Origin of the sequence: Xanthomonas bromi (genome assembly GCF_900092025.1) — a bacterium.
Taxonomy (GTDB): domain Bacteria; phylum Pseudomonadota; class Gammaproteobacteria; order Xanthomonadales; family Xanthomonadaceae; genus Xanthomonas; species Xanthomonas bromi.
The window spans coordinates 1-23,215 of sequence record NZ_FLTX01000074.1 but is presented as its reverse complement, the minus strand read 5'-3'; the positions used below and the strand labels follow the sequence as shown (position 1 = coordinate 23,215).

Sequence of the window (23,215 nt, the reverse complement as noted above, 5' to 3'; positions counted from 1 at the left end):
TAAAGGCTAGACCGCTAGATGCTGTCGGCATATTGTTTGGAGCGCAGAGCCTCGCTCCTGCACCAGGACTGCGATGAGATCGGTACGCCGCGTCGTTACAGACGCGGCGTACCGATACCGCAGATGGCTAAGGCGTGATCACAATATTGCCGTTTTCCGGGCGCTCCTCATTCTGGATGACATCCGACCCTTTTGTGCTGTTGGGCTTGCGGTTGTTGCGAATCAGAGAATCCTTGACGTTCTGATTCTGGATGCGCACCTCCGGCACGACATTGTTTTCGATCAGTGAGTTTTTCACCCGATCCCAAAGCGCTACGTTTCCGGTTGCACCGGCGGCAAAGTGGTTGTTGCGGATAATGCCGGTGCTGATAACGGCATCGGAATACCACGCGTGCTCCTGTGTTTCAACGCTGATCTTCTTGTTACTTCCTTCCAGCTTGAAACTTGCTGTCGGTTTTTTCAGCGACTGCGGATTGGCGACTGCGTTCTCGGTGACCTCATTGTTGAGCATCTGCGAATGCCAGCCGGTCAGTAGTCCCGGGTCATTGGTATAGAACCCGCTTACCTGAACCATGCTGGCACCGTAGCGATGCAGTCGGTTGTAGGCGTGGATGATATCGGCAGAGGGATAGAAATTATTGATCTCTCCGGCACCGTCGTGGTCGTTGTTGACGAATAGCATCCTGCCGCTGGTGGTCACGATGCTGACGATCGACGTCTGGTCGGGCGGAATATCCCAGGCGCGGTCCAGGTTCACGCGATTGCCGAGCGGTGTCGCATTTCCGCTCAAATAGCGCTGCTGGCCCGCACCTTTGCCGGAAACGATCATCGCCGAGTTGCCGTCCGGGTCGCATAGGCCCTCAAGAGCGTTGGCATTTTTTGCCAGCGTCAGTGTGGCCCCGGAGCTTGCGGCGACTTGGCCAAGATAGTTGCCCTTGCCTTCGTCCAACGTCAACTGCCACGGATCACCTGCATCCTGCGGATAGGTGCTGACATTGTCTGCGTAATACACATCGCGCTGTGGCGCACCAAATCCGAGTTCTGCTGGCCTATTATGGTAAGGCGCACCGGCCGAGATGGTTTCGTTGTGGGTGATGAGTGCATTCTGCATCGTGTACTTGAAGGCCATTGCCAGCTCGTGCCAATGCAGGATGTTGCTCTGCACGGTGACGCCGTAGATGTTTCCATCCATCAAGATCGGCTTGCTGGCAGTGATCTCGTTTCCGATGACTTGCAGATTGGAGACCTTGTTCGCAGCGATGCCGACTGTCGCCGGCCCTTCGCCGGAACGGTCTTGCGGCCTGCCGAGTGTGAGGCGCACGTTGCTTACGAATGGCACCGAGTGCAGATCCAGTACCGACATGTGTTCGAACTTGATACCTGTCCCGCTGCGCATGGCTGGTGCATCGATGGATAGGTCGCGGATGCCGAACAGATTGGCCTCATAGTTGATTGGCGGGCCGCATTTTGGCTGGTTGACTGGTGTGCTATATCTGCCGCCGCCCTTGAACAGCGTCGCGTTATTGTCTGCACTGGGGAAAGACAGCACGGTGGCGTCCTTGCCGGCGCCAGCAATCACGACATGATCGGGAATCTTCATATCGAAGCCCTGTGCATACTGCTGTGACAAGGTGTAATTGCCCGCAGGAATGGAGATCAGACCGCCGTTGGCTGCGCAGGCAAACGCATCGGAAAAGCTCTGATCGTCAGGCGCACCATTGCCGACTGGCGCAGCCACCGTGCAAAGTGTGCCTGGCCAGTTGGTCTGGTAGGCGATATTGACCGTGGTGATGGTGTGCGGCGCTGCTGTGCGGTCTGCACCGATGCCGAAATTGCTGTAACGGCTCCACGCGCTTGGGCCGCCGGAGCCATTGTGCAGATACAGCTCGTAGTCGCCCGGCGGCAAATCGGCAGGAATGGCGAAGCTCTGCGCATACATGCCTTCCTTCGGATTGGAGGCGTCTGCAGTCAGCATGCGCTGCACGGTGCCGTCCTTGACCAGTGCAATCCGTACCGGCTGACTGGAGTCGGACATCCTGCCCAGTGCCGTGCCGAACACGTTGAGCCTGCCGCCTGGCGATGCACCACCACCCACGTTGCCTTACACGAACCAGATGTCCGGCGCATTCACCAGCGTTGTCGCACCTGTCCCGTTACCGGTGACGATTCGATACGCATAGACGCCGCGCGCGCTATTGGGCAGTTGGAATTTGAGCGATTGCTCGGTGGCCTGGGTCGGCGTCACGCTCGTCCAGCCAGGGTTGGTGCTGTCTGCGACATCCAACGGGCTACCGACTGAGCCATCATCGAGTCGGGCGAGGCGCACTGTCGCGGCCTTGTCGATGTTTCCGCCACTCACCACGACCGTCTCGTTGGGGTCGACCGGTTGCGATGCCCAGAACGTCACCGCTGTCCCGGCCGTCACCTTGCCCGTCCCAGGATACGCAACGGATGCAGGAGAGGCGCTGCCTGTGCGCGCTTGTTTGGCGCGCATCTCAGGCCGTAGAGACGCATTGCCATCGGCACTGGCAAGGCACAGCGTCGACGCAAAAAAGAGTGAGCATAGCGAGGTTTTTTTTACACCCATATCAGATGACTCCTGACGCGGAAGCAGGATGCTTACGGATGATGCGACCCGCACGCATTGCGCTGCGCAGGGCGCGTGGAAAGTAGTTCGGCGGTCGTCGCCGTATCACCAAAACGGCAGGCGCGTTGCGCAGCCGCATGTGGCAACCGCAGAACCATGATGCTCAGTAGTGTGGGGCTCGCCGGGTAGCGGCCATCCTAAAGATGCGCATCTGTTTGAATGCGAACAGGTGTCACACAGTCGTGCTCGCCCTGCGCCAATGTCTCGCTGCGGGAGACAGGTCACTCTTTGGCGGCATTGGTGGCAATGCGGGGCTTGGCATGCGTTGCCGCATCGCGCTGGGGAATCGCTGCTTCGATTCGCTTTTTCGATGGGGTCGCTGTGCGCTGCGATCGACTGTGCGGCGCTCGGGAGAGGATCGTTCACCGCGGACAGAGTGCTGTGGCGTGCTCGCCACACGCAGCGACCGTGCGTGTCATTGAATGCCGAGGTGTATGGTCAAACGCAATCGACCGTGGACGTTTGTGGTGGCAGCGTTGGGCACATCCAGCGCGCCTCACGTGCGGTCATATAGGCGCGATGGTTCGCCGCGGCTGGCCGCATGTTGGGAGCAGCGGCCACGCGTGGGACGGAAGGACCAATCAGGCCCTGCGTGCGGCGATGTGACGCTGCTTAGGCGTGATGCGCGGCTTGCATTGATTCGGCAAAGCAGCCGCAGACCGATCGCTGTTGCAGGCCAAAGAGGTCGTTAGCGGGCAACGAGCGTATCTGTCTGGCAGTAGCTGCGCGCGCCGACGGCCGCTCCTGGCGCTCCACCACGGTCTCTGCCAGCGCAGTGGCCCAAGTTATGCATAAGCTCCTTGCGAGGGTCCACACCACGCAGGAGGACGTATGCACGAGTCTTTCAAACAGGGGGCGCCGGCCGAATTGTGGCAGGCGTTGGTGCGCGAGGCGGGGCAGCGGACTGCGCGTCCGCTGGACGAATCGCGCGAGCACTACTTGGTGTTCGTGTTGCTGCGCTTCCAGCGCGATGCGCATCTGCTTTCGCGCACGCAGGCGCTGGCGTGGCTGCATGCGCAGGACCAGATCGGTAGCGTGCGCGCCGACGCGTTACGCGACGTGGGCGACGGCTGTCTGCTGATTGCAGGGCTGTTCCCGGGCGTGGCGCAACGCCGGCGCCTGAGTGTGGATTACTTCATCGACCTGGGCAGAGGCGCGTATTCCGAAGTGGCCGATACCCGTTGCAGCGATGCGGGCCTGTTCGCACAATTGGCCGAGAGTTATCGCGATCTGGTGCGTACACTGGCCGCATTGCGCCCGCCATGCGATTGGCAACCAGGCGCAGGCGGGATCTTGCATGCCTGAGCAGTGAACTTGGAGCGGCTCGCAAAACCTCGCGAGCGGTCGTCAGCTGGGTGCGGACGGTGTGCAGGAGCCGGAACGTAAAGTGCTCCATGCCGATTCCGAACACCGGTCGCGCCTGCCTGGCAGCCGCGCAGTAGGTTTGTCAGATGCTCTTGTGAGGGGCGGTCCCCACACATGCGTCGGGACCGCCCCGGCTGCGATGGCTGCCGTGTGTGGGCAGACTATCCCTGCAGATCGATCCGCCGGGTGCGTTGTGCCATTACCCGTCAATCCGGCACTGCATGTTGGAGGCCATCGCATGCGAGCGTTGGCGCATCGGTCGCGCTGCATGGGGGACATGCAGGGCATCGCAGTCATCCATAGGGACAGGGATTCATGAAGACGCATATCGCGGCGGTGCTGTTGGCACTGCCCGGTCTTGCCGTTGCGCAAGGCTTGCCCTTGGGCCATGCCGGTCGGGGCGGAATGATGCTGCAGGAGATCGACCCTGCCATCAATGCGTATCACTACGACCACGGATTCGTGGGCGAAGATGCAATGGGCTGGGATCCTGTGTTGCAATTCGCCTGGTCGCGCATCGCAGCCGCCAAGGTCTGTGCACAGCCATCGCCGTCCGACGCAGTGATCGGCAAGCTGGTGGAGCAGTACGGCAAGGACGCCGTGGTGCACCAGATCAATGGCATCGGCTTCCATGAAGCGCAGATGCGGGCGGCTGGCACGTTCTGTACGCCTGCGCGCGTGACCGAAGCCACCACGGTCGCGCCAGCATTTGCTGCTGGCGATTTCTCGACAGCAACGGCCTATGCCGCTGCTGCAGTTGCAGGCACCGTATCGGTCGCCGCAACAGGCGAGCTGCCAAGTCTGCAGGCCGACGCAGGCGCCATCGTCGCGCCGTCGGCGGACTGGGCTTTGCAGCTCCCGCTGCACTCCAGCATGCGTGTGGGCTCGAACGGTCTACCCAACGGCGATGACATGCTGCGTGTGGTGCGACGCGGGCATACCGGAGCGGTGGTGGGATTGCAGATCGCGACCAGTTTGTTTGCACGCGGCGTTGCGGTCTCTGCCTTCAACAAGGGGCAGTTCAAAGGCGAGAAGATGAAAGGCCTGGGCAATCCTGGCTATCAACTGCAACGCGATGCGGTCAAGGCGCATTTGAAGACCTACTTCACTGGGCATCCGGCAGCGCTGCCGGTGGACCCGTTCCCCCTGCAGGTGTTGATGTCCGACTGGCTGCTGGTCTATCAGAGCCTGGCAGATACCAAATCGCCCTACGAATTGCGCTACGCAGTGACGATCGGTGGGGAACGCACCGGGCTCCTCAAGCGCAAGGCGAGCCCAGTCAGTCTGGACTGCACGCCCACACCGCGCACCGCCTCGTTGAAAGAGTGGGAAGCCAACGATTACGCATTGGTCAAAGCGGCCGCACAAGCCTATAGCGACGAATGCGCAGCGAAATTCGCAGAGCGGCTGCCGCAGTGGTTTCCCGACAGAGCGGCTGTTGCGGCATCCAATTGAATCGTCAAATCTGTCGGCGCCGGATATCCGGCGCCCGATGTGATCCGACAAGAATTACGGTAATGCGTCTCTAAAAGACAAGGAGCACTGATCCATCGATCAGTGCTCCTTGCGTTTCTCTATTGCACAGCGATCAACCGACGCTGCGCGCCTGGTTGCGTTGTTGCTCGTGCTGATCTTGCGCCTGCGTTTGCGATTGCGCTTCCTGGCGTGCGGCATTGCTGCGTTGCTCCAATGGGCGTTCCGCAGCGGCTGCCTTGTCCGTATAGATCCGCTGGCGCGCGGGGTCGCTTGGCTGGCCCTGTACTGCGAACAATCCAGTGCCGTCCTTGCTCTGCATCACCGCGTCGATGCGCTGCAGGCCGCTGACCTTGGCTTCGAACGCCAATGAACCCGCCGCATTTTCCAACGCACGACGGTTGGCGAACGCATTCGGACCCAGCTGTTCCAGCTTGCCCACGGCCTGGTTGTATAGTGGATTATCGGGATTGGTTTTTTCCGACAGCAATGGCCTCTTCTGGGCTTGCTTCAGTGCCTTGGGCGTATCGCTGCCAACAACGCCATCATCCTGCAGTCCGTGTGCACGCTGGAATGCCTTGACGGCTTCACCCGTCCGCTGGCCATAGGCACTGTCGGCTTTGAGTTCGTGACGAGCATCGGGGTGCATCCATTGCGGAGGACGGCGAACGCCGACTCCACCCCGGCGATGTTTCCAGTCGTCGCGCCGGGTATGGCGGTGCCTGCGTGCCTCGATGACGTGCAGCTTTCGGCTAGCGGATGCGTGGCGTTCCCGCCTCCGCATCCGCTGGTTTCCATATCCATCCCCGCCGATACGCCAGCTTGCCTGGTGAACCGCTGAATTACGCCAGCGGCGTATTGGAAATGATCTCCACCCAGTAACCATCCGGGTCCTTGATGAAGGCCAGGTGCTTCATGCGGCCGTCTTCCAGGCGTTTTTGATACGGCACGCCGAGGCTGTCGAAGCGCGCGCAGGCGGTGTGGATGTCTGGTACCGAGACGCAGAGATGGCCGAAGCCGCGCGGGTCGCGATTGCCGTCGTGATAGACCGGGCCGTCCTGGGTTTCGGTCCCGTGGTTATGGGTGAGTTCCAGCACGCCGGGGATGCCGGCCATCCACAGACGGCGCGCTGCGTCGTCGTCGGGAATCGCTGCGTCTTTCGGCAGCAATGCGAGAAAGTACAGGCTGAACTCGGCCTCGGCGAAGTGGCGCGCATCCAGCAGGCGGAAGCCGAGCACACGCGTGTAGAAGTCCAGCGAGCGCTTTGCGTCCTTGATGCGCAGCATGGTGTGGTTGAACACGAAACCGCTGGTTTCGGCAGGCGCGGTGCTGGCGCCGGGAACGTGTTGCAGATCGGTCAGAGGCATGTTTGGCTCCTTGTTGAATTTCTGGGCTACAGGGCAGCGCGGTAGTGGCGCCGATGTTAGCGAGGCAATGGTTGTCGGCGTGTCTGCATTGCGCGCGGCGATGATCTGGGCGTCGCACATTGGTCGATCATCGGTTCATCCCTCTTTACGCATGCGGGCCCTGCGCGTGGGCCAAACGCCCACGCGCAGGGACCAATGCCCCGGCCAGTTCAAAACCGGACGCGCACGCCGGCAATGAAGCGGCTGTCGCGCGCCGGCTCCTCATCCATCGTGGCGCGCTGGGCACGGTCGCCGAAGTTGCGCTGATGTACCCAGCCGATGTAGGGCGCAAACCGTCGCGTGATTTCGTAGCGGAGTCGCATCCCCGCTTCGAGTTGCTCCAGTCCACTGTCGATACCGCGCTGCGCATCGTCGCGCAGTGCGATGTGTGCTTCCACCCGCGGCTGCAGGATCAAACGGTTGGTCAGCAGGACGTCGTATTCGCCCTCCAGTCGCAGGGCTGCGCGGCCGCCGCTGCCAACGAAGAGGGTGGCCTCGGTTTCGAACTTGTACGGCGCCAGACCCTGCACGCCGAACGCTGCCCAACTGCGATGGTCGGTGCCGATCTCCTGGCGCACGCCCACCCATACATCCCACCAAGGCGAGATGGCATGGCCGTAGAACGCTTCGACCGACGCGTCTTGCGTGCGACCCTGCTGTCGCTCGCCTTCGCTGCGTAGCCACAGTCGGTTGATGTCGCCGCCGATCCACGCGCGCGCTTCCCATTGCTGGCCGCTGCCGCGATCGGTGTCGAACGCTTCCAGTCGATCGAGCAATACGTATCGGTTGACTGCCGTGCCATGCATCGCGTGACCGTGAAGCGGTGCGAAGGCCGCTGCGATGTCTTGGGCAGTCGGCGCTGGAACCGGCTCGCGTGGCAGTGCGGCGCTGTGTGTGGAGGCCTGCGTTTGCACCGGTACGTTTGCCGGTGCGTCGTGATGCATCTGCGCATGGTCCATGGTTGTGTGATCCATCTGCACCTGCTGCACAGGGGCAGGTGCATCATCCATCGATGCGTGATTCATCGCGCCATGCTGCATGCCCGCATGCGACAGGTGGCCGTGATCCGCAGCCGGTTTGATTGTGGATTCCTGCGTTTGAGCAGGCTGTAATACCGGTGCATCGGTGGGTGCCACGGATGCTGCGGCGTCGTGATGAGACTGCGCCGTAGACGATGGGGTCTGGTCGGCGTGTTGCATGTGCGTATGGGACATCTCCATGGCAGGCATCGTGTCCCGTGCAACTGCCGACTGCCCGTCCGATGGGGCCGCCGTTGGCAAATCGGCATCGTCAGCGTCGGACGTCATCTGCATCCCATGCGCACCGTGCGCTGCCTCGTTGCTCGGCGTGTCCGCACGCTCCTGCGCAGCCAATGATGCACTCAACATCCACATGCTCACCAGTAATGGGCTTAGACGTAACCCGCTCATACGTCCACCCGCACTTCGCGCATCATGCCCGCTTCCATGTGGTACAGCAGGTGACAGTGATATGCCCAACGGCCGAGTGCATCCGCGCGCACGCGGTAGGTGCGGCGGGTGCCGGGCGGCATGTCGATGGTGTGCTTGCGGACCTGAAAATTGCCGTCGGCATCTTCCAGGTCGCTCCACATGCCGTGCAGGTGAATCGGGTGCTGCATCATGGTGTCGTTGACCAGCACGATGCGCAGCCGCTCGCCGTAGTGCAGCCGCAAGGGCTCTGCGGAGGTGAACGCGATGCCATCGAAGGACCAGGCGAATTTTTCCATATGGCCGGTCAGATGCAGCTCGATCTCGCGGCCCGGTTCGCGGCCATCCGGGTCGTCGAACAGGCTATGCAGATCGCCGTAGCACAGCACGCGGCGGCCGTTATCGCGCAGGCCTACGCCGGAGTCGTCCAGGCGCGGCGCGGTGGCATTGCTGCGCATGTCGATCAGTGGGTTGCCATCTTCGCTGGCGGGATGGTGGGGAGTCTTGTTCGATGCCGTGGCCGCAGTGTGCGCATGCTGGGCCTGCATCGGCATCTGCATTGCGTGTGCGGCATGTGGGTCGCCTTGCATCGCATCGCCTGCATGCTTGGCATGGGCTGCGTGCGTCATGCCATCGCCATGCCCCATGTCCTGCATGGTCAGAATGGCGCGCGGATCCAGTGCTGGAATCGGCGCCTGCAAGCCCTGCTGCACCGCCAGCGTGCCGCAGGCGAACCCGGTGCGGCCCATGTCCTGCGCGAATAACGTAAATGCATCCTGGCCAAGCGGTTCGACAATCACGTCGAACGTTTCGGCTGCAGCGATCCGTAGTTCGTCCACGCTGACCGGATGCACGTATTGGCCGTCGGCGGCGACCACGGTCATGCGCAGGCCGGGGATGCGGATGTCGAAGTAGGTCATCGACGCGCCGTTGATGAAACGCAACAACACCTTTTCGCCTGGCTTGAACAACCCGGTCCAATTGCCGGCAGGCGCCACACCGTTGAGCAGGTAGGTGTAGGTGTTGGCGTTGACGTCGGAGAGGTCGGTGGGGGTCATGCGCATGCGCCCCCACATGCCGCGGTCGGCCAGCGTTGCCCGAAGTCCGTCTTCGCGCGTATCGCGCAGAAAATCGCCCACGGTGCGCTGCGCGTAATTTTCGTGGCTGGGCATCTGTTTCAAACGGCGAAACAGGGCGGCCGGATCAAGATCCGTCCAGTCCGACAACAGCACCACATGTTCGCGATCAAAGCGGTACGGCGGCGGTGTCAGCGGGTCGATGATGATGGCGCCATACAGCCCGGCTTGCTCCTGGAACATCGAGTGGCTGTGGTACCAGTAGGTGCCGGATTGGCGCAGCGCAAAGCGGTAGTGATACTCCTGCCCCGGCGCGATGCCATCGAAGCTCATGCCGGGCACGCCGTCCATGTTGGCCGGCAGCAGCAGGCCGTGCCAGTGCACCGAAGTAGGCTGGTCGGTCAGCGCGTTACGCACGCGAACGCTCACCGTGTCGCCTTCGCGCCAGCGCAGCGTGGGCGCAGGCAGGCTCTGGTTGACGGTGATGGCAGGGCGCGTACGCCCGGTGAAATTGACCGGCAGCCGGGCGATCTGCAGCGACTGGCTGCTGCCTCGCAGGACCGGAGTGGTCACCGCGCCGGCCGCATGCGCGTCGGTGCGCCACAGCCCGGCACCCGCGGCAAGACCGCCCAGGGCCAAGCCCTGCACGAAACGACGCCGGCTGATGGCGGGCGGGGATGTTGGATCGAAGACAGGGGAATCGGAAGACATGTCACCTCCGGCGCATCTGCATTGATTGGCAAACGCGACGCATCGCTGGGAAATCCCGCGTGCAAGGACGCGGGGCGAAGCAGGCGTGGAATGGCCGATAAACACGGCGCGCACTAGTCGGACGGGCGGGTGGCGGACGCACTGCGAAAGCGTGCACGCAGTCCCTGCCGACGTTGCGCATTGGCGACGCGCGCTCCCTGCGGAGCGCGGTGCCGTGTCGGCCGCTAGCCGATGGGAGGTCGAACCGGTTGCTCGTGTGCCGGGCTGCCGCGGCCTTCGTCCAGGGCGGCAGGCACCGCAGAATGACCGAGCAGCCCGGCCGGAACCGCAGGCAGGGTCAGCAAGGCGAGGCTGCCGTGCTGCAGGCAATCGCAGCTGCCCAGTTTGCAGCAGTCGTGCGCGTCCGCATGCCGGGCCTTGTTGTGCAACTGCGCGGCGGGCGGCGGTGTGGCGTGGTGACACGGCAGGGCGGCCGGCATCGCCGCGTTGGTCGATACGGCGCTTGCCGTTGCCGCAGCGGGCATCGCGCCGGACGCCACTGCCGGCATCGCCATCCCTGCCGACGCCCACGCGCCGCTGGCCGTATTGGCAACCAGGCACAGGCACAGCAACAGGCGGAGCAGGCGATGCATCACGGGCGATCGTGGCAGCGGACAGGTGCGGCGAGCATAGCATCGGCTGCCAGCTGTCCGCCCGATGACCCGGCCGCGTGGGCGCGCAGGCGACGGCGGTAGAATTGAGGTCACTTTCGCAGCCAAGTCCTGCCATGTTGCAGCGCCAGTGGGTGGCCGCCGCCATCCAGAAGATCGAAGCCGATTTCAATCGTTCGGCCGACACGCACCTGATCCCGATGAACCTGCCGGGCTACTCGGGCATCGACCTGTACTTCAAGGACGAATCCAGCCACCCGACCGGCAGCCTCAAGCACCGGTTGGCGCGCTCGCTGTTTCTGTATGCGCTGACCAATGGCTGGCTGCGTGCGGGGCGTCCGGTAATCGAGGCCTCCAGTGGTTCCACCGCCATCTCCGAAGCGTATTTCGCGCGCTTGCTGGGCGTGCCTTTCATCGCGGTGATGCCGGCCTCGACCTCGCCGGAGAAGATTGCCGCGATCGAATTCCAGGGTGGCCGCTGCCATCTGGTCGAGCGTGCCTGCGATCTGGACAGCGCCTCGCACCAGCTCGCACACGAGACCGGCGGGCACTTCATGGACCAGTTCACCTACGCCGAGCGTGCCACCGATTGGCGCGCGAACAACAACATCGCCGAATCGATCTTCAAGCAGCTGGCCGAAGAACCGCACCCCATCCCCGACTGGATCGTCTGCAGCCCCGGCACTGGCGGCACCAGCGCCACCCTGGGACGCTACGTGCGCTATCGCCGACATCACACCCGCATCCTGTGCGTCGACCCGGAAGTGTCGGTGTTCTTCGACGGCTACTGCCGCGCGGTGGATGGGCAGTGCCCCAAGGAGCTGGCCATCACCGGCGGCTCGCGTATCGAAGGCATCGGCCGCCCGCGGGTGGAATCGAGCTTCATCGCCAGCTGCGTGGATGAAATGATCAAGGTGCCCGATGCCTTGAGCCTGGCGGCGATGCGCCACGTCAGCGCCACCCTGGGCCGGCGCGTGGGCGGTTCCACCGGTACCAACTTCATCGGCGTGCTGCACGCTGCGCAGGGGATGCGCGAGGAAGGCCGCCAGGGCTCCATCGTCACCATCCTGTGCGATGCCGGCGAGCGGTATGCCCACAGTTACTACAACCCGGCCTGGTATGTGGAGCGCGAGATCGATGTCAGCCGCAGCGATGCAGCCATTGCGCTGGCCGTGAACGGTGGCGATTTGCCTGGCTTGCCTTGTGCGGCACTGGAATGACCGCCATATCGGGGAGTGGTCATCAACCGCTGCGCTTACCCGCAGGCCGATGCGATCGATGTGCGGAATCGGCAAGTACCACACGTACATCCCGGTTCTCGGCGTCGTCCGCACCCTGCTGAGGGCGGCTCGCCACGGTTTGCCTGCCACGTTTGCCGATCGTTGCATCCACTTTCAGTCCATTGCCGGAGCGCACCATGACCAACCCGCTGCTCGACCTGTCCGGACTGCCGTCCTTCGATGCGATCCGCCCCGAACACGTGGGTCCGGCGATCGACCAACTGCTGGCCGAAGCCGAGGCGGCGGTGAAAGCGGCCGAGCAGGTCAGCCCGGTCAGCTGGGACAGCTTCGTGGTGCCGCTGGACGATGCCACCGAGCGGTTGTGGCGCGCGTGGGGCCAGGTCGGCCATCTGCAGGCGGTGATGAACACGCCCGAGCTGCGTGAGGCCTACAACGCCAATCTGCCCAAGGTGAGCCGGTTCGGCAGCGCGCTGGGCCAGAACCTGGCCTTGTACGCGCAGTACAAAGCGCTGGCGCAGTCGCCGGAAGCGGCTGATTACGACGCCGCGCGCCGCAAGGTGCTGGACAACGCGCTGCGTGATTTCCGCCTCGGCGGTGCCGAACTCGATGACGACGCCAAGGCGCGCTTTGCCCAGATCCAGGAAGAATTGTCGGCATTGGCGGCCAAGTTTTCGCAGAACGTGCTCGATGCTACCGATGCCTGGTCGTACGTGACCGGAGACCAAGCGCAGCTGTCGGGGCTGCCGGCTGAAGTGGTCGCCGCCGCACGCGCTGCTGCGGAAAAAGACGGCGTGCCGGGCTGGAAGTTCACCCTGCAGATGCCGTGTTATCTGCCGGTGCAAAGCGATGCCGACAGTCGCGAACTACGTGCGCTGCTGTATCGCGCCAACGCCGAGCGCGCGTCCGAATTCGGCGACGCCACGCTGGACAACAGCGCCAATATCGATCGCATTCTGGCTTTGCGTGCCGAATTGGCGCAGCTGCTCGGCTTTGCCAGTTATGCGGACTATTCCGTCGCCACCAAGATGGCGCAAAGCCCGGATGAAGTGATGGGCTTTCTGCGCGATCTGGCGGTGCGCGCCAAGCCGCATGCGCAACGCGATCGTGCCGAGCTCGAAGCCTTTGCACGCGACGAACTTGGCCTGGACGAACTGCAGGCCTGGGACCTGGCCTACGCCTCCGAAAAGCTCAAGCAGGCGCGTTACAGCTTCTCCGAGCAGGAAGTGAAGCAGTACTTCACCGAGCCGAAGGTGCTGGCCGGCCTGTTCGATGTGATCCACAGCTTGTATGGGCTCACCGTCAAACCCGACAGCGCGCCGGTCTGGCATCCGGATGCGCGCTTCTACCGTCTGGAAGATGCCCAAGGCGCGCTGGTCGGCCAGTTCTATCTGGATCTGTACGCGCGCGAAGGTAAGCGCGGTGGGGCATGGATGGACGACTGCCGCAACCGCCGCGACACCGCCAACGGCGTGCAGACGCCACTGGTGTATCTGGTGTGCAACTTCGGCCGCGGCAGCGGCGACGCACCGGCCACCTTCCGCCACGGCGAAGTCACCACGCTGTTCCATGAAATGGGCCACGGCCTGCATCAGTTGCTGACGCGCATCGGTGAACTCGGCGTGGCCGGCATCAATGGCGTGGAATGGGATGCGGTGGAGCTGCCCAGCCAGTTCATGGAGAACTTCTGCTGGGAATGGGAGCGCGTGCAGGCGATGACCGCGCACGTGCAAACCGGCGAACTGCTGCCGCGTAACCTGTTCGACCGCCTGCTGGCGGCACGCAACTTCCAGAGCGGCATGTTCACCGTGCGCCAGCTGGAATTCGCCTTGTTCGACATGCAGCTGCACAGCACGTTCGATCCGGCCCACGACAGCGTGCTGCAACTCATCGAGCGCGTGCGCGACGAAGTGGCGGTCAATCGCCCGCCGGCATGGAATCGCTTCCCGCATCAGTTCAGCCATATTTTCGCGGGCGGCTATGCAGCCGGCTATTACAGCTACAAATGGGCCGAAGTGCTCAGTGCCGATGCCTATGCCGCGTTCGAAGAGGCGCCGGAACAGGTAGCCGAAACTGGCGCACGGTTTCGCCATGAAGTGTTATCGCGCGGTGGCAGTCGCAGTGCCGCCGACAACTTCCGCGCCTTCCGTGGGCGGGCGCCGAGCATCGATGCATTGCTGCGGCATAACGGCATGTCGGGCTGAGCATTGCCTGTTGGATCGCGGCGCGTCGCCCCGCGTGGTGCCGCAGGTCGGGTTATTGCTGGACCTGTATTGGGATGCGCATGACTGCGGCCGCGCATGGAGTGTGGAAGCGAACGCGTGCGCTGGCGTCACCATACGCCGGAGACTTCCCCAGAACTGAAAGTGCTGATGCCCGGGGAGGGCCCGTCGCAAGCCGGCGAGCCCCATCGCAAGACGCGTCAAACAGGAGGCACGCGAAAACACCGAGCGGACCAAGCGCCAGCGGGCCGAGCTCGATGCCGCCACGGTCGTGCGGCTCAAGCGGGAGCAGGCCCGGATACTCTGTTGTAGCAAGCAGCGGGTGGCCAGGGCGTCGAATTGCCAGCCCGCCAGCACCGGCGTGTCGATGGAGGATTGCGAGCGATGCAGGGGTAGACAATGCACATGCGCCGTGGACAGCCTGCTGCAGCCGATCGTGTGCGTAGGCGATGAGGGCAGTCAATCGCCTGCCTGCATGCACGCGTGTCCCGCATCAGTTCAGTCACCTCTTCGCCGGCGGCGATGCGACCGGCTGCTCCAGCGACCGATGGGCGGACGCGCTCCGTGCCGATGCATGCATCGATATCGAACACGTGCCGGGGCAGGTGGCCCACACCGGCGCGCGTTTCCGTCGCCAGGACCTGTCGCGCGGCGGCAGCCGCGGCGTTGCAGACGACGTCCGCGCGTCGCTCATCGGCATCGCCGCCTGACACCGTCGCATGGCGTACGGCTCCAGGTGCGCCGTCGATGAATCTTTGCGCAATGGGCTGTCTATGTACGACGCAAGATTTATGTGGAGCGGGCGAGGGTTTGCGGCAAGTTTATGGGGCGCCTGGCTAAGCTTTGCGCAGTTCCCTGGCATGAGGTGGAAAATGAAGATCGACCCTCAGTCGACCGTAATGTCTCACGCGGATGCCGGTATCGACCTGGAAGCTGGCACCTCCAGTTCGGCAGCACCTGCGCCGATTTCCCCGTCGGACCAAACCGTGCTGTCGCCGCTGTCGCGCGCGCCGTCCCGCGCCACGCCGCGTCTGCGCGCGGACGCGGCAGCCGCAGATGCATCGGCGCGCCCCTCCCAGACCGACACCGGTATGTCTAGCATGCTGCAGCACGTGGGCGCTTATGGTGGCCCAGTGGTAGACGGGGCGGCCGCTGGACTCTCCTTGGCCGCGGCGCGCCTGTCTGCGGCGCCAGAGGCGGCCAGGCTCACCGGTACCCTCAGCGGTGCACTGTGGGCCGGTGGCGCGGCCATCAACCAGCTCGGCAACGTGCCCGCCAATCGGCTGGTGTCTGCCGCCAACGTGGTCGGCGCCACCGCCGGGGTGCTCAGCGCAGTGGCACCCTCGCTCACCGGCAGCGACACCACTCGCGTGGCCTACGCGTCTGCGGCGGCCTGGGCGGCGAACGGAGGCGCCAACCTGTTGCGTGCTGCCAGCGATACCACCGCCGCGCTGCCGAGCCGGGTGTTGCAAGGCATCAGCGGTGCGGCCAATGTTGCAGCTGCCGGACTTGCCGCTGCCGCCACCGTGGCCGCCCAGCAGGATGAGCCGCTCAAGGCAGCCAACCTCGGCACCGCATCATCCGTCGTTTGGGGCGTCGGTGCGGTCGCCGCGCTCGGATCGGCACGGACGGCGGCGCCGCGGCAGACCCCGACTGCAGCGGATGCAGTGGAGGTGCCGCCCGACTCGGCGGTATGACGCAGTACACCGAACACCGCTCCGCGTAAGCGGTGCGGGCGCGGAGAGGCGGCAGCGCAGGCGCGTCTGCATCGGCGCCGATGCAGACGGTGCGTTTAGACCCGCCCGAACACCAAGGTCGCGTTGGTGCCGCCAAAGCCGAAGCTATTGGACATCACCGTGTTCAAGGTCGCTTCCTGGGTTTGCCGCAGGATCGGGAAACCTTCGGCACGCGGATCGAGTTCGTCGATATGCGCCGAGCCCGCCATGAAGCCATCGCGCAGCATCAGCAGGCTATAGATCGCCTCGTGCACGCTGGCCGCGCCCAGCGAATGGCCGGACAGCGCCTTGGTCGACGACAGCGGCGGCACGGTGTCGCCGAACACTTCGCGCACCGCGCCCAGTTCGGTGACATCGCCCAGCGGTGTCGAGGTGCCGTGCGTGTTGAGGTAATCGATCGGGCGATCCAGCCCTTGCATGGCCATATGCATGCAGCGCACCGCGCCTTCGCCGCTGGGCGCCACCATGTCCGCACCATCGGAGGTCACGCCATAGCCGAGCAGTTCGGCATGGATGCGTGCGCCGCGTGCGATGGCGTGGTCGTAGTCTTCCAGCACCAGCATGCCGCCGCCGCTGCCGATGACGAAACCATCGCGGTGCGCATCGTACGGGCGCGAGGCGACGGCGGGGCGATCGTTGAAGCCGGTGGACAGCGCACCCATCGCATCGAACATCACGCTCATGGTCCAGTGCAGCTCCTCCCCGCCGCCGGCGAACATCACATCCTGCGCGCCATGCCGGATCAGATCCGCCGCCGCGCCGATGCAGTGCGCCGAGGTCGCGCAGGCGGCCGACAACGAATAGCTCAGGCCACGGATCTTGAACGCAGTGGCCAACGAGGCCGACACCGCCGAACACATCGTGCGCGGCACCATGTACGGACCGACCTTGCGCACGCCACGGTTGCGCAGCAGATCGGCGGTTTCCACCTGCCACTGGCTGGAACCGCCACCGGAGCCGGCAATCACGCCGGTACGCAGGCTGCTGACCTGCTCGGCCTCCAGTCCCGCATCGGCGATCGCATCGCACATGGCCAGATACGCGTACGCCGAGGCATCGCCCATGAAGCGTTTGAGCTTGCGGTCGATCAGACTCTCCAGATCCAGCGCCACCGCGCCGCCCACCTGGCTGCGCAGGCCTACGTCGGCGTGATCGGGGAGCGCGGTGATGCCGGAGCGGCTTTCGCGCAGTGCGCTGGAAACGGTGTCCAGATCGTTGCCCAGGCACGAATTGATGCCCATTCCGGTGACGACGACACGCCGCATCACAAGTTCTCCGTCGAAGTGAACATGCCCACACGCAGATCCTTGGCGGCGTAGATCTCGCGCCCGTCTACGAACATGCGTGCATCGCTCTGCGCCATCACCAGCTTGCGGTTGATCACGCGGCTGATATCGATTTCGTAGCTCACCAGCTTGGCGCTGGGCAGCACCTGGCCGGTGAACTTGACCTCGCCGCAGGCCAACGCGCGGCCACGGCCTGCAGCGCCCATCCAGGTCAGGAAGAAGCCGGTCAGTTGCCACATCGCATCCAGCCCAAGGCAGCCAGGCATCACCGGATCGCCGATGAAGTGGCAGCCGAAGAACCACAGGTCCGGGCGGATATCCAGTTCGGCACGAATCACGCCTTTGCCATGCGCACCGCCGGTGTCGCTGATCTCGGTGATGCGGTCGAACATCAGCATCGGGTCATTGGGCAGACGGCCGCTGTCGGGTCCGAACAATTCCCCGCGCGCGCTAGCCAGCAATTGGTCGCGCGAATACGTGCTTTGACGAGTCATGACGAACGTTTCCTGCAAAGAGCGAGAGGCGAGGTCGGGAAGGGTGCATGAGGTCGCGTAGTTCAATCAAACGTTTTATCCGTACGCATGCGTGCTGTTTTCAGCTGACCGCGCAGCGCGGCGTGGTCATGCTGCACGTGAAATCGCAGCGCTCGGGGCCACCTCGACGGGTTGCTGGTGCCCGTGCGTCTCGGCTTTGCAGTTGCTGTGATCCATGCATGATCCTCGGTGTTCGATGAGCGCTCGCGCTCGGTTGCCGACCGTATCGTGGTCAAACACCGCTCAAGGCGTGAGACGGCGCTGGCTTATCATGGACCCAGGCCTGCGACAGAGAAGCCAGCTTGATGCGCAAGATCGTGCACGTGGACATGGATGCGTTCTACGCGTCCGTGGAGCAACGTGACGACCCGAGCCTGCGCGGCAAGCCGGTGGTGGTGGCCTGGCGCGGTGCGCGCTCGGTGGTGTGCGCGGCCTCCTATGAAGCGCGTACGTTTGGCATTCGCTCGGCGATGCCAGCCGTGCGCGCCGAGCGCCTGTGCCCGGATGCGATCTTCGTGCCGCCGGATTTTGCACGCTACAAGGCGGTGTCGCGGCAAGTGCGCGAGATCTTTCACCGGCATACCGACCTGGTCGAGCCGTTGTCGCTGGACGAGGCGTATCTGGATGTCACGCAAGCCAAGACCGGCATGCCGCTGGCCACCGAGATCGCGCAGTTGATCCGCACGCAGATCCGCGAGGAAACCCAGCTCACCGCCTCGGCCGGCATCGCGCCGAACAAGTTCCTGGCCAAGATCGCGTCGGATTGGCGTAAACCCGATGGCCAGTTCGTCATCGCCCCCAGCCGTGTGGACGCGTTTCTCCTGCCGCTCAAGGTCAATCGCATTCCCGGCGTAGGCAAAGTGATGGATGGCAAGCTGGCGGCGTTGGGCATCGTCACCGTGGCCGATCTACGCCAGCGCCCGCTGGAAGAACTGCAGGCGCATTTCGGCAGTTTCGGGCAGAGCCTGCATCGCCGGGCGCGCGGCATCGACGAGCGCCCGGTCGAGCCGGATCAGGAGGTGCAATCGGTCTCCTCGGAAGACACCTTCAGCGAAGATCTCGCGCTTGATGCACTGGACCCGCACATCCTGCGGCTCGCTGAAAAAACCTGGCTCGCCACGCGCCGCACCGAGCGCATCGGCCGCACGGTGGTACTGAAATTGAAAACCTCGAACTTTCGCATCCTCACGCGCTCCTACACTCCCGAGCAGTCGCCCGTCTCGCAGGAGGCGCTTGCACAGATCGCCCTGGCACTCACCCGTCGCGTGGAGCTGTCTGCGCAGACGCGCTACCGCCTGGTCGGTGTGGGCCTGAGCGGTTTCAGCGATGTCGAAGAAGGCGCGGTGCAGGGGCAGTTGTTCGGCGAGATGCCGCAGCTGGAGTGAGTGCGCTCCGTCGGGCGTTGCGTGCCGCAGACGTCGCTGACTACATCGATACAGCCAGCGAGCAATCCACAGCGCTGCACGGTGACGCCGGCTGAATCCTGCACTGCGTACACTGCCGCTCCCCCACGCACGAGGCCGTCCGAATGTTTCCGTATTCGCTGGTGATCTTCGATCTGGACGGCACGCTGGTGGACAGCGCACCCAATATCGCCGAGGCCATCAACGGCACCTTGCAGGAGCTGGAGCTGCAGCAGTTCAGCGAAGCGACGATCCGCAGCTGGATCGGCGACGGCGTCCAGGTGTTGCTCGCCACCGCCTTGCGTGAAGCCGGCAGTACGCGCGATGCCGATGCGGCAATGCCGGTGATGATGCGGCATTACGAAGCGAGCCTGCTGCACGATCCGCAGTTGTACCCCGGCGTTGCCGAGGCGCTGACGGGCTTGCGCGATGCCGGCGCCACGCTGGCGCTATGCACCAACAAGCCCTCGCGTTTCATCGCGCCGTTGCTGGAACAACTGGGCATCGCCACGCACTTCAGCCGTATGCTTGGTGGCGATTCGTTGCCGCAGCGCAAGCCCGACCCTGCACCGCTGCTGCAGCTTGCCAGACACTTCCAGTGCAGCCCGCAGCAGTGCCTGATGGTCGGCGATTCGGCCACCGATGCCGCGGCCGCGAACGCGGCCGACATGCCGCTGGCGATGGTGCGTTACGGCTACCTGCGCGGTTTCGATGTGCAGCGCTCTGGTGCGGTGGCCATCGTCGATGACATGCGTGAGCTGCTGGCGTTGACGTAACTGGCGATCCCGCGCTGCGTCAACCGATGCGGCGCTGCGCGGGCTCTGAAACGGGCCAAGCGCATTGCGCCATGATGCTGTGTGCGTGCGTGAGCGCACGCATGAGGCCAGGCCAGACTGCACTGCAGCGATCAGCGAATCACCGCGCGTTGCAGGCAAACTCACTCGTCCCGTGTCTGGTCCCTCTCCGCTGGATCGTCGGCGTCGGCTGCCGTGTCCGCATCGCCGTGCGTATCGTCGTTGTCGGCGCGCGCATAGTGCACGGTTTCCACCGGCCCGCCGATGACACGGCCGCGCACCGGCAGCAGTGCACTGGCGGCTTCGTACTCGGCCAGCAACGCATGGCGTCGTGCTTCCGGCACGTCTTGCCAGTGACAATCGGCCAACGCGCCTTCCAGCGAATACAGCAAATTGAGGCTGGGCTTGAAGCCCGCGCGGCGTACCTTGACGAACGCGCCCACCGCACCGACCGCTTGCAGGTCCTGTTGCGTGCGCAGCCCAACCTGGCGCAGCCACGCTGCGCTCTTCGGGCCGATGTTGCGCATCCGCTCGGTGGTCACGTCAATGCGCCGACGAAGACTTGCGCAATCGCTTCCAGGCCGCGCTGGTCGTCCGCATCGAAACGGTCCAGCTCCGGGCTGTCCAAGTCCAGCACGCCGATCAACGCATCGCCCTTGACCAGCGGAATCACCAGCTCCGAGCGCGATGCCGAATCGCAGGCGATATGTCCGGGGAACGCCTCCACATCGGCAATGCGCTGACTTTGCCGGGTGCTGGCCGCCGCGCCGCACACGCCCTTGTCCAGCGGAATGCGCACGCACGCCGGCAGGCCCTGGAACGGCCCCACCACCAGCTCGCGGCCGTCGTAGAAATAGAAGCCGGCCCAGTTGAGCGACGGCAGCGAATGGAAGATCAACGCGGCCAGATTGGCGGCATTGGCGATCCGATCCGGCTCGCCGTGCACCAGTGCCTGGGCCTGGGCGGTGAGCTGGGCATATTGTTCCGGCTTGCTGCCGGTCAGCGATGAGGTGGCGAACATGCGCGGAGTTTAGCAGCGGCGGTCTGCTGCGGCGTTGCGACTGGATGGGCGGTTCTGCGCAGCAGCGGCGGACACTGTTTCCCAGCGGTATTGCCATCGAACATCCAGATCACAGCCTGACGCTCCGATCCAACTCCCAACTCCCAACTCCCAACTCCCAACTCCCGATTCCCGATTCCCGATTCCCGATTCCCGATTCCCGATTCCCGATTCCCGATTCCCGATTCCGCTACGCAAACCCGCGTTATGCTGCGCGCCCTCACGGCAACGGCGGCACGGCCGCAGGATCAGGCGGATGCAGCATCCAGCTTTTTATGTCACCGGCACCGATACCGGCATCGGCAAAACCATGGGCAGTACCGCGCTGCTGCACGCGTTGCGCGCGCGCGGCCGTACTGCCGTCGGCATGAAGCCGGTGGCCAGCGGCTGCGAGCACACGCCGCAGGGCTGGCGCAACGAGGACGCGTTGGCGCTGCAGGCCGCCAGCGACCCACAGCCGGAGTACGCCACGCTCAACCCGTACGCCTTGCCTGCACCGCTCGCGCCGGAACTCGCCGCGGCCGATGTCGGCGTGATGTTATCGCTGGAGCCGATCGCGCAGGCCTTTGCACGCTTGCGCGCACAGGCCGAGGTGGTGGTGGTGGAGGGCGTCGGTGGCTGGGCCGCCCCGCTGAGCGCGATGCTGGATCAAGCCGATCTGGCGCGTGCGTTGCAGCTTCCGGTGGTGCTGGTCGTCGGCGTCCGGCTGGGTTGCATCAACCATGCGCGCCTGACCGCTGCTGCCATTGCTGCCGATGGGCTGCAATGCATCGGCTGGATCGCCAATGAAATCGACCCGCAGATGGAGCGCGTGGAAGAGAACATCCAGATGCTGCACCAGCGTCTGGCAATGCCGTGCTGGGGCCGGATTCCGTGGCGTCCGGGCGCCGACGCTGCCACCCAGGCGCACGGGTTGCAATTGCCGCGATAGACCTCGTGGAATGCACCATGCAGGCAACAAAAAAGCCCGACAGAGGGAGGGATCTGTCGGGCCGGATTGCACGGGAGGAGGGACCCATGCAAAGACGCTGAATTTTTGTTGGCGGTTACTTGCGCCGGGTCTTGCCTGTTGCGCCGGCCTGATTGCTACCGGTCTCGAACTGCTGCTTGGTGAATTGCCCAAGCTCGCTGGACATCTTCAACCCCAGACCAATCATTTCCTGATTGACCGACGCCAGACGTTCCAGGTTGTCGCGTGCAACCTGCAGGCCTTTCGACCACACCGTCTGGTAAGCGCCCAGATCGCGCGCCTGCGCAAACTCGCCGAACAAGCTGCTGGTCGCGTTGGCGTTCTGTTTCAGCGTGTCCAATGCCAACTGGTTGGCACGTGCTGCGGCAGAGGCGAACTGACTGGTGAAGCTGTTTTCGAACTGCGCCGACATTGCGAACCCCTTGGGGAAGCCGTGACTGTCTGTTGCGTTGCAGCATACGCGGTTATTGCTGCGATGCAACACGTTCCCTGAAGATTTTCAAAATGGCCGCAGAAGTGCAGCTACATCAATACGTTAGCTGTCGCCCGAAATGTCAAAAGCCGCCCGGCGGGCGGCTTTTGGTCTGCGGAATGCGCTGCGCGATCAGCCGCGGTAGCGGCAGCCGGAGGTGCAGGTTTCATGGACCACGACCTCGCTCAGCTGCGGCAGCGCCGGCTTGAGCTGCTGCCAGATCCAGATCGCCAGGCGCTCGCTGGTCGGGTTTTCCAGCCCTTCGATATCGTTGAGATAGTGGTGGTCCAGGCGATCGTAGATCGGTTGGAAGGCGGCCTTGATGTCGCCGAAATCCATGATCCAGCCGGTCTCGGCGCCGGGTTCGCCGCTGACATGCAACTCCACCCGGAACGAGTGCCCGTGCAGGCGAGCGCATTTATGCCCAGGCGGCACATTGGGAAGCCGGTGCGCGGCTTCGAGCGTAAAGACTTTGAAGATATCCATGGGCGGTAGTGTAAGTGGGCGAGGCGCCCACGAGCCGGTGTCAAGCGCAACGCTGCAGTGTTTTTGCGGGGTTGCCACACCAAACCGCGCGCGGGTTGCAGCGCAACGTGCAGGGTCGACGCGCTGACGATCGCGGTTGCTTGTCGGCATGTGCCGTCGCGGCGCATATCCGGATGCGGATTAGGTCAGTGTTGTCGGTACACCGTGCAGCACCTACAAAAAAGCCGCCCCGAAGGGCG

The 23,215-nt window shown here is 64.0% G+C and carries 21 protein-coding genes, 2 other RNA genes and 1 pseudogene; 10 read left to right on the top strand and 14 right to left on the bottom strand.

Translation table 11 applies throughout. The annotated features are described in order from the left end of the window. Nucleotides 1-127 precede the first annotated feature (127 nt). Together XBLMG947_RS19400 and XBLMG947_RS22950 are read right to left on the bottom strand one after the other, a co-directional pair. Nucleotides 128-2,035 carry a hypothetical protein gene (locus XBLMG947_RS19400; RefSeq protein WP_139074440.1) on the bottom strand — a complete coding sequence of 636 codons (1,908 nt, stop codon included), beginning with the start codon at nt 2,033-2,035 and terminating at the stop codon, nt 128-130. Nucleotides 2,036-2,101: 66 nt separating this feature from the next. Beyond that, entirely contained in the window at nt 2,102-2,587 is a 486-nt protein-coding gene (locus XBLMG947_RS22950; protein WP_139074439.1) for a hypothetical protein, read from the bottom strand. An 891-nt stretch (nt 2,588-3,478) separates the two neighbouring features. Here XBLMG947_RS22950 and XBLMG947_RS19390 point away from each other — a divergent pair. Further along, nucleotides 3,479-3,952: a hypothetical protein gene (locus XBLMG947_RS19390; protein ID WP_065470197.1), complete on the top strand. Its 474-nt coding sequence runs from the start codon at nt 3,479-3,481 to the stop codon at nt 3,950-3,952. A gap of 16 nt (nt 3,953-3,968) precedes the next feature. On the opposite strand, the gene XBLMG947_RS19385 is transcribed toward XBLMG947_RS19390, so the two are convergent. Next, nucleotides 3,969-4,043: non-coding RNA, sX9 sRNA (locus tag XBLMG947_RS19385), on the bottom strand. A 284-nt stretch (nt 4,044-4,327) separates the two neighbouring features. Here XBLMG947_RS19385 and XBLMG947_RS19380 point away from each other — a divergent pair. Next, on the top strand, nt 4,328-5,467 hold the full coding sequence (locus tag XBLMG947_RS19380; RefSeq protein ID WP_065470196.1) for a hypothetical protein: 1,140 nt from the start codon (nt 4,328-4,330) through the stop codon (nt 5,465-5,467). 133 nt (nt 5,468-5,600) lie between these two features. Here XBLMG947_RS19380 and XBLMG947_RS19375 read toward each other — a convergent pair. The 5 genes and pseudogenes from XBLMG947_RS19375 to XBLMG947_RS19355 form a co-directional block, all read right to left on the bottom strand. After that, nucleotides 5,601-6,250, bottom strand: a pseudogene (locus XBLMG947_RS19375) (XVIPCD domain-containing protein); the annotation flags it as partial. Between the two features lie 77 nt (nt 6,251-6,327). Continuing rightward, on the bottom strand, nt 6,328-6,852 hold the full coding sequence (gene gloA, locus XBLMG947_RS19370; RefSeq protein WP_065470201.1) for a lactoylglutathione lyase: 525 nt from the start codon (nt 6,850-6,852) through the stop codon (nt 6,328-6,330). A 209-nt stretch (nt 6,853-7,061) separates the two neighbouring features. Continuing rightward, entirely contained in the window at nt 7,062-8,120 is a 1,059-nt protein-coding gene (locus XBLMG947_RS19365) for a copper resistance protein B (RefSeq protein WP_083993278.1), read from the bottom strand. Between the two features lie 197 nt (nt 8,121-8,317). After that, the gene (locus XBLMG947_RS19360) at nt 8,318-10,126 is read right to left on the bottom strand and encodes a copper resistance system multicopper oxidase (protein WP_065470193.1); all 1,809 of its coding nucleotides are present in this window, start codon (nt 10,124-10,126) and stop codon (nt 8,318-8,320) included. Nucleotides 10,127-10,350: 224 nt separating this feature from the next. Next, nucleotides 10,351-10,761, bottom strand: coding sequence for a CopL family metal-binding regulatory protein (locus XBLMG947_RS19355; protein WP_065470192.1), 411 nt, complete (start codon nt 10,759-10,761; stop codon nt 10,351-10,353). Between the two features lie 131 nt (nt 10,762-10,892). On the opposite strand from XBLMG947_RS19355, the gene XBLMG947_RS19350 reads away from it, so the two are divergent. The 5 genes from XBLMG947_RS19350 to XBLMG947_RS19330 all read left to right on the top strand — a co-directional run bounded on the left by XBLMG947_RS19350 (nt 10,893) and on the right by XBLMG947_RS19330 (nt 15,933). After that, entirely contained in the window at nt 10,893-11,996 is a 1,104-nt protein-coding gene (locus XBLMG947_RS19350) for a PLP-dependent cysteine synthase family protein (protein WP_065470191.1), read from the top strand. 73 nt (nt 11,997-12,069) lie between these two features. Continuing rightward, a non-coding RNA gene (locus tag XBLMG947_RS19345) (sX9 sRNA) lies at nt 12,070-12,144 on the top strand. Between the two features lie 49 nt (nt 12,145-12,193). Next, the gene (locus XBLMG947_RS19340) at nt 12,194-14,218 is read left to right on the top strand and encodes a M3 family metallopeptidase (RefSeq protein ID WP_065470190.1); all 2,025 of its coding nucleotides are present in this window, start codon (nt 12,194-12,196) and stop codon (nt 14,216-14,218) included. Between the two features lie 467 nt (nt 14,219-14,685). Next, nucleotides 14,686-14,946 (top strand): hypothetical protein, encoded by a 261-nt coding sequence (locus XBLMG947_RS19335; protein ID WP_065470189.1) that lies wholly within the window; start codon nt 14,686-14,688, stop codon nt 14,944-14,946. A gap of 162 nt (nt 14,947-15,108) precedes the next feature. After that, nucleotides 15,109-15,933: a hypothetical protein gene (locus XBLMG947_RS19330; RefSeq protein WP_065470188.1), complete on the top strand. Its 825-nt coding sequence runs from the start codon at nt 15,109-15,111 to the stop codon at nt 15,931-15,933. A gap of 95 nt (nt 15,934-16,028) precedes the next feature. Here XBLMG947_RS19330 and fabB read toward each other — a convergent pair whose 3' ends face one another. Together fabB and fabA are read right to left on the bottom strand one after the other, a co-directional pair. Beyond that, entirely contained in the window at nt 16,029-17,237 is a 1,209-nt protein-coding gene (gene fabB, locus XBLMG947_RS19325) for a beta-ketoacyl-ACP synthase I (RefSeq protein WP_065470187.1), read from the bottom strand. Next, on the bottom strand, nt 17,237-17,752 hold the full coding sequence (gene fabA / locus XBLMG947_RS19320; protein WP_065470200.1) for a 3-hydroxyacyl-[acyl-carrier-protein] dehydratase FabA: 516 nt from the start codon (nt 17,750-17,752) through the stop codon (nt 17,237-17,239). The genes fabB and fabA overlap by 1 nt, the downstream gene beginning before the upstream one ends. A gap of 344 nt (nt 17,753-18,096) precedes the next feature. Here fabA and dinB point away from each other — a divergent pair, with 344 nt between their 5' ends. Next, nucleotides 18,097-19,176: a DNA polymerase IV gene (gene dinB, locus XBLMG947_RS19315; RefSeq protein WP_065470186.1), complete on the top strand. Its 1,080-nt coding sequence runs from the start codon at nt 18,097-18,099 to the stop codon at nt 19,174-19,176. 143 nt (nt 19,177-19,319) lie between these two features. Continuing rightward, nucleotides 19,320-19,970 carry a phosphoglycolate phosphatase gene (locus XBLMG947_RS19310; protein ID WP_065470185.1) on the top strand — a complete coding sequence of 217 codons (651 nt, stop codon included), beginning with the start codon at nt 19,320-19,322 and terminating at the stop codon, nt 19,968-19,970. Between the two features lie 161 nt (nt 19,971-20,131). Here XBLMG947_RS19310 and XBLMG947_RS19305 read toward each other — a convergent pair whose 3' ends face one another. Both XBLMG947_RS19305 and XBLMG947_RS19300 read right to left on the bottom strand, forming a co-directional pair. Continuing rightward, nucleotides 20,132-20,530 carry a TfoX/Sxy family protein gene (locus XBLMG947_RS19305; protein WP_065470184.1) on the bottom strand — a complete coding sequence of 133 codons (399 nt, stop codon included), beginning with the start codon at nt 20,528-20,530 and terminating at the stop codon, nt 20,132-20,134. Beyond that, nucleotides 20,527-21,009, bottom strand: coding sequence for a GAF domain-containing protein (locus XBLMG947_RS19300; protein ID WP_065470183.1), 483 nt, complete (start codon nt 21,007-21,009; stop codon nt 20,527-20,529). The genes XBLMG947_RS19305 and XBLMG947_RS19300 overlap by 4 nt, the downstream gene beginning before the upstream one ends. A 295-nt stretch (nt 21,010-21,304) precedes the next feature. On the opposite strand from XBLMG947_RS19300, the gene bioD reads away from it, so the two are divergent. Further along, nucleotides 21,305-21,979 carry a dethiobiotin synthase gene (gene bioD, locus XBLMG947_RS19295; protein WP_065470182.1) on the top strand — a complete coding sequence of 225 codons (675 nt, stop codon included), beginning with the start codon at nt 21,305-21,307 and terminating at the stop codon, nt 21,977-21,979. 115 nt (nt 21,980-22,094) lie between these two features. Here bioD and XBLMG947_RS19290 read toward each other — a convergent pair whose 3' ends face one another. Both XBLMG947_RS19290 and queD read right to left on the bottom strand, forming a co-directional pair. Next, entirely contained in the window at nt 22,095-22,430 is a 336-nt protein-coding gene (locus tag XBLMG947_RS19290) for a phasin family protein (RefSeq protein ID WP_065470181.1), read from the bottom strand. 192 nt (nt 22,431-22,622) lie between these two features. Next, nucleotides 22,623-22,976, bottom strand: a complete 354-nt coding sequence (queD, locus tag XBLMG947_RS19285; RefSeq protein WP_029217535.1) for a 6-carboxytetrahydropterin synthase QueD — start codon at nt 22,974-22,976, stop codon at nt 22,623-22,625. Nucleotides 22,977-23,215: the final 239 nt, after the last annotated feature.

Excerpts from the sequence above, each read along its gene's own strand:
- XBLMG947_RS19360 (WP_065470193.1), bottom strand. The coding sequence starts at position 10,126 with ATGTCTTCCGATTCCCCTGTCTTCGATCCAACATCCCCGCCCGCCATC.
- dinB (WP_065470186.1), top strand. The coding sequence starts at position 18,097 with ATGCGCAAGATCGTGCACGTGGACATGGATGCGTTCTACGCGTCCGTG.
- XBLMG947_RS19365 (WP_083993278.1), bottom strand. The coding sequence starts at position 8,120 with ATGCCTGCCATGGAGATGTCCCATACGCACATGCAACACGCCGACCAG.
- XBLMG947_RS19380 (WP_065470196.1), top strand. The coding sequence starts at position 4,328 with ATGAAGACGCATATCGCGGCGGTGCTGTTGGCACTGCCCGGTCTTGCC.
- XBLMG947_RS22950 (WP_139074439.1), bottom strand. The coding sequence starts at position 2,587 with ATGGGTGTAAAAAAAACCTCGCTATGCTCACTCTTTTTTGCGTCGACG.
- queD (WP_029217535.1), bottom strand. The coding sequence starts at position 22,976 with ATGGATATCTTCAAAGTCTTTACGCTCGAAGCCGCGCACCGGCTTCCC.
- XBLMG947_RS19340 (WP_065470190.1), top strand. The coding sequence starts at position 12,194 with ATGACCAACCCGCTGCTCGACCTGTCCGGACTGCCGTCCTTCGATGCG.
- XBLMG947_RS19350 (WP_065470191.1), top strand. The coding sequence starts at position 10,893 with ATGTTGCAGCGCCAGTGGGTGGCCGCCGCCATCCAGAAGATCGAAGCC.
- XBLMG947_RS19330 (WP_065470188.1), top strand. The coding sequence starts at position 15,109 with ATGAAGATCGACCCTCAGTCGACCGTAATGTCTCACGCGGATGCCGGT.
- bioD (WP_065470182.1), top strand. The coding sequence starts at position 21,305 with ATGCAGCATCCAGCTTTTTATGTCACCGGCACCGATACCGGCATCGGC.
- XBLMG947_RS19310 (WP_065470185.1), top strand. The coding sequence starts at position 19,320 with ATGTTTCCGTATTCGCTGGTGATCTTCGATCTGGACGGCACGCTGGTG.
- XBLMG947_RS19400 (WP_139074440.1), bottom strand. The coding sequence starts at position 2,035 with ATGTCCGACTCCAGTCAGCCGGTACGGATTGCACTGGTCAAGGACGGC.
- XBLMG947_RS19290 (WP_065470181.1), bottom strand. The coding sequence starts at position 22,430 with ATGTCGGCGCAGTTCGAAAACAGCTTCACCAGTCAGTTCGCCTCTGCC.
- gloA (WP_065470201.1), bottom strand. The coding sequence starts at position 6,852 with ATGCCTCTGACCGATCTGCAACACGTTCCCGGCGCCAGCACCGCGCCT.
- XBLMG947_RS19390 (WP_065470197.1), top strand. The coding sequence starts at position 3,479 with ATGCACGAGTCTTTCAAACAGGGGGCGCCGGCCGAATTGTGGCAGGCG.
- XBLMG947_RS19300 (WP_065470183.1), bottom strand. The coding sequence starts at position 21,009 with ATGTTCGCCACCTCATCGCTGACCGGCAGCAAGCCGGAACAATATGCC.
- fabA (WP_065470200.1), bottom strand. The coding sequence starts at position 17,752 with ATGACTCGTCAAAGCACGTATTCGCGCGACCAATTGCTGGCTAGCGCG.
- XBLMG947_RS19335 (WP_065470189.1), top strand. The coding sequence starts at position 14,686 with ATGAGGGCAGTCAATCGCCTGCCTGCATGCACGCGTGTCCCGCATCAG.
- fabB (WP_065470187.1), bottom strand. The coding sequence starts at position 17,237 with ATGCGGCGTGTCGTCGTCACCGGAATGGGCATCAATTCGTGCCTGGGC.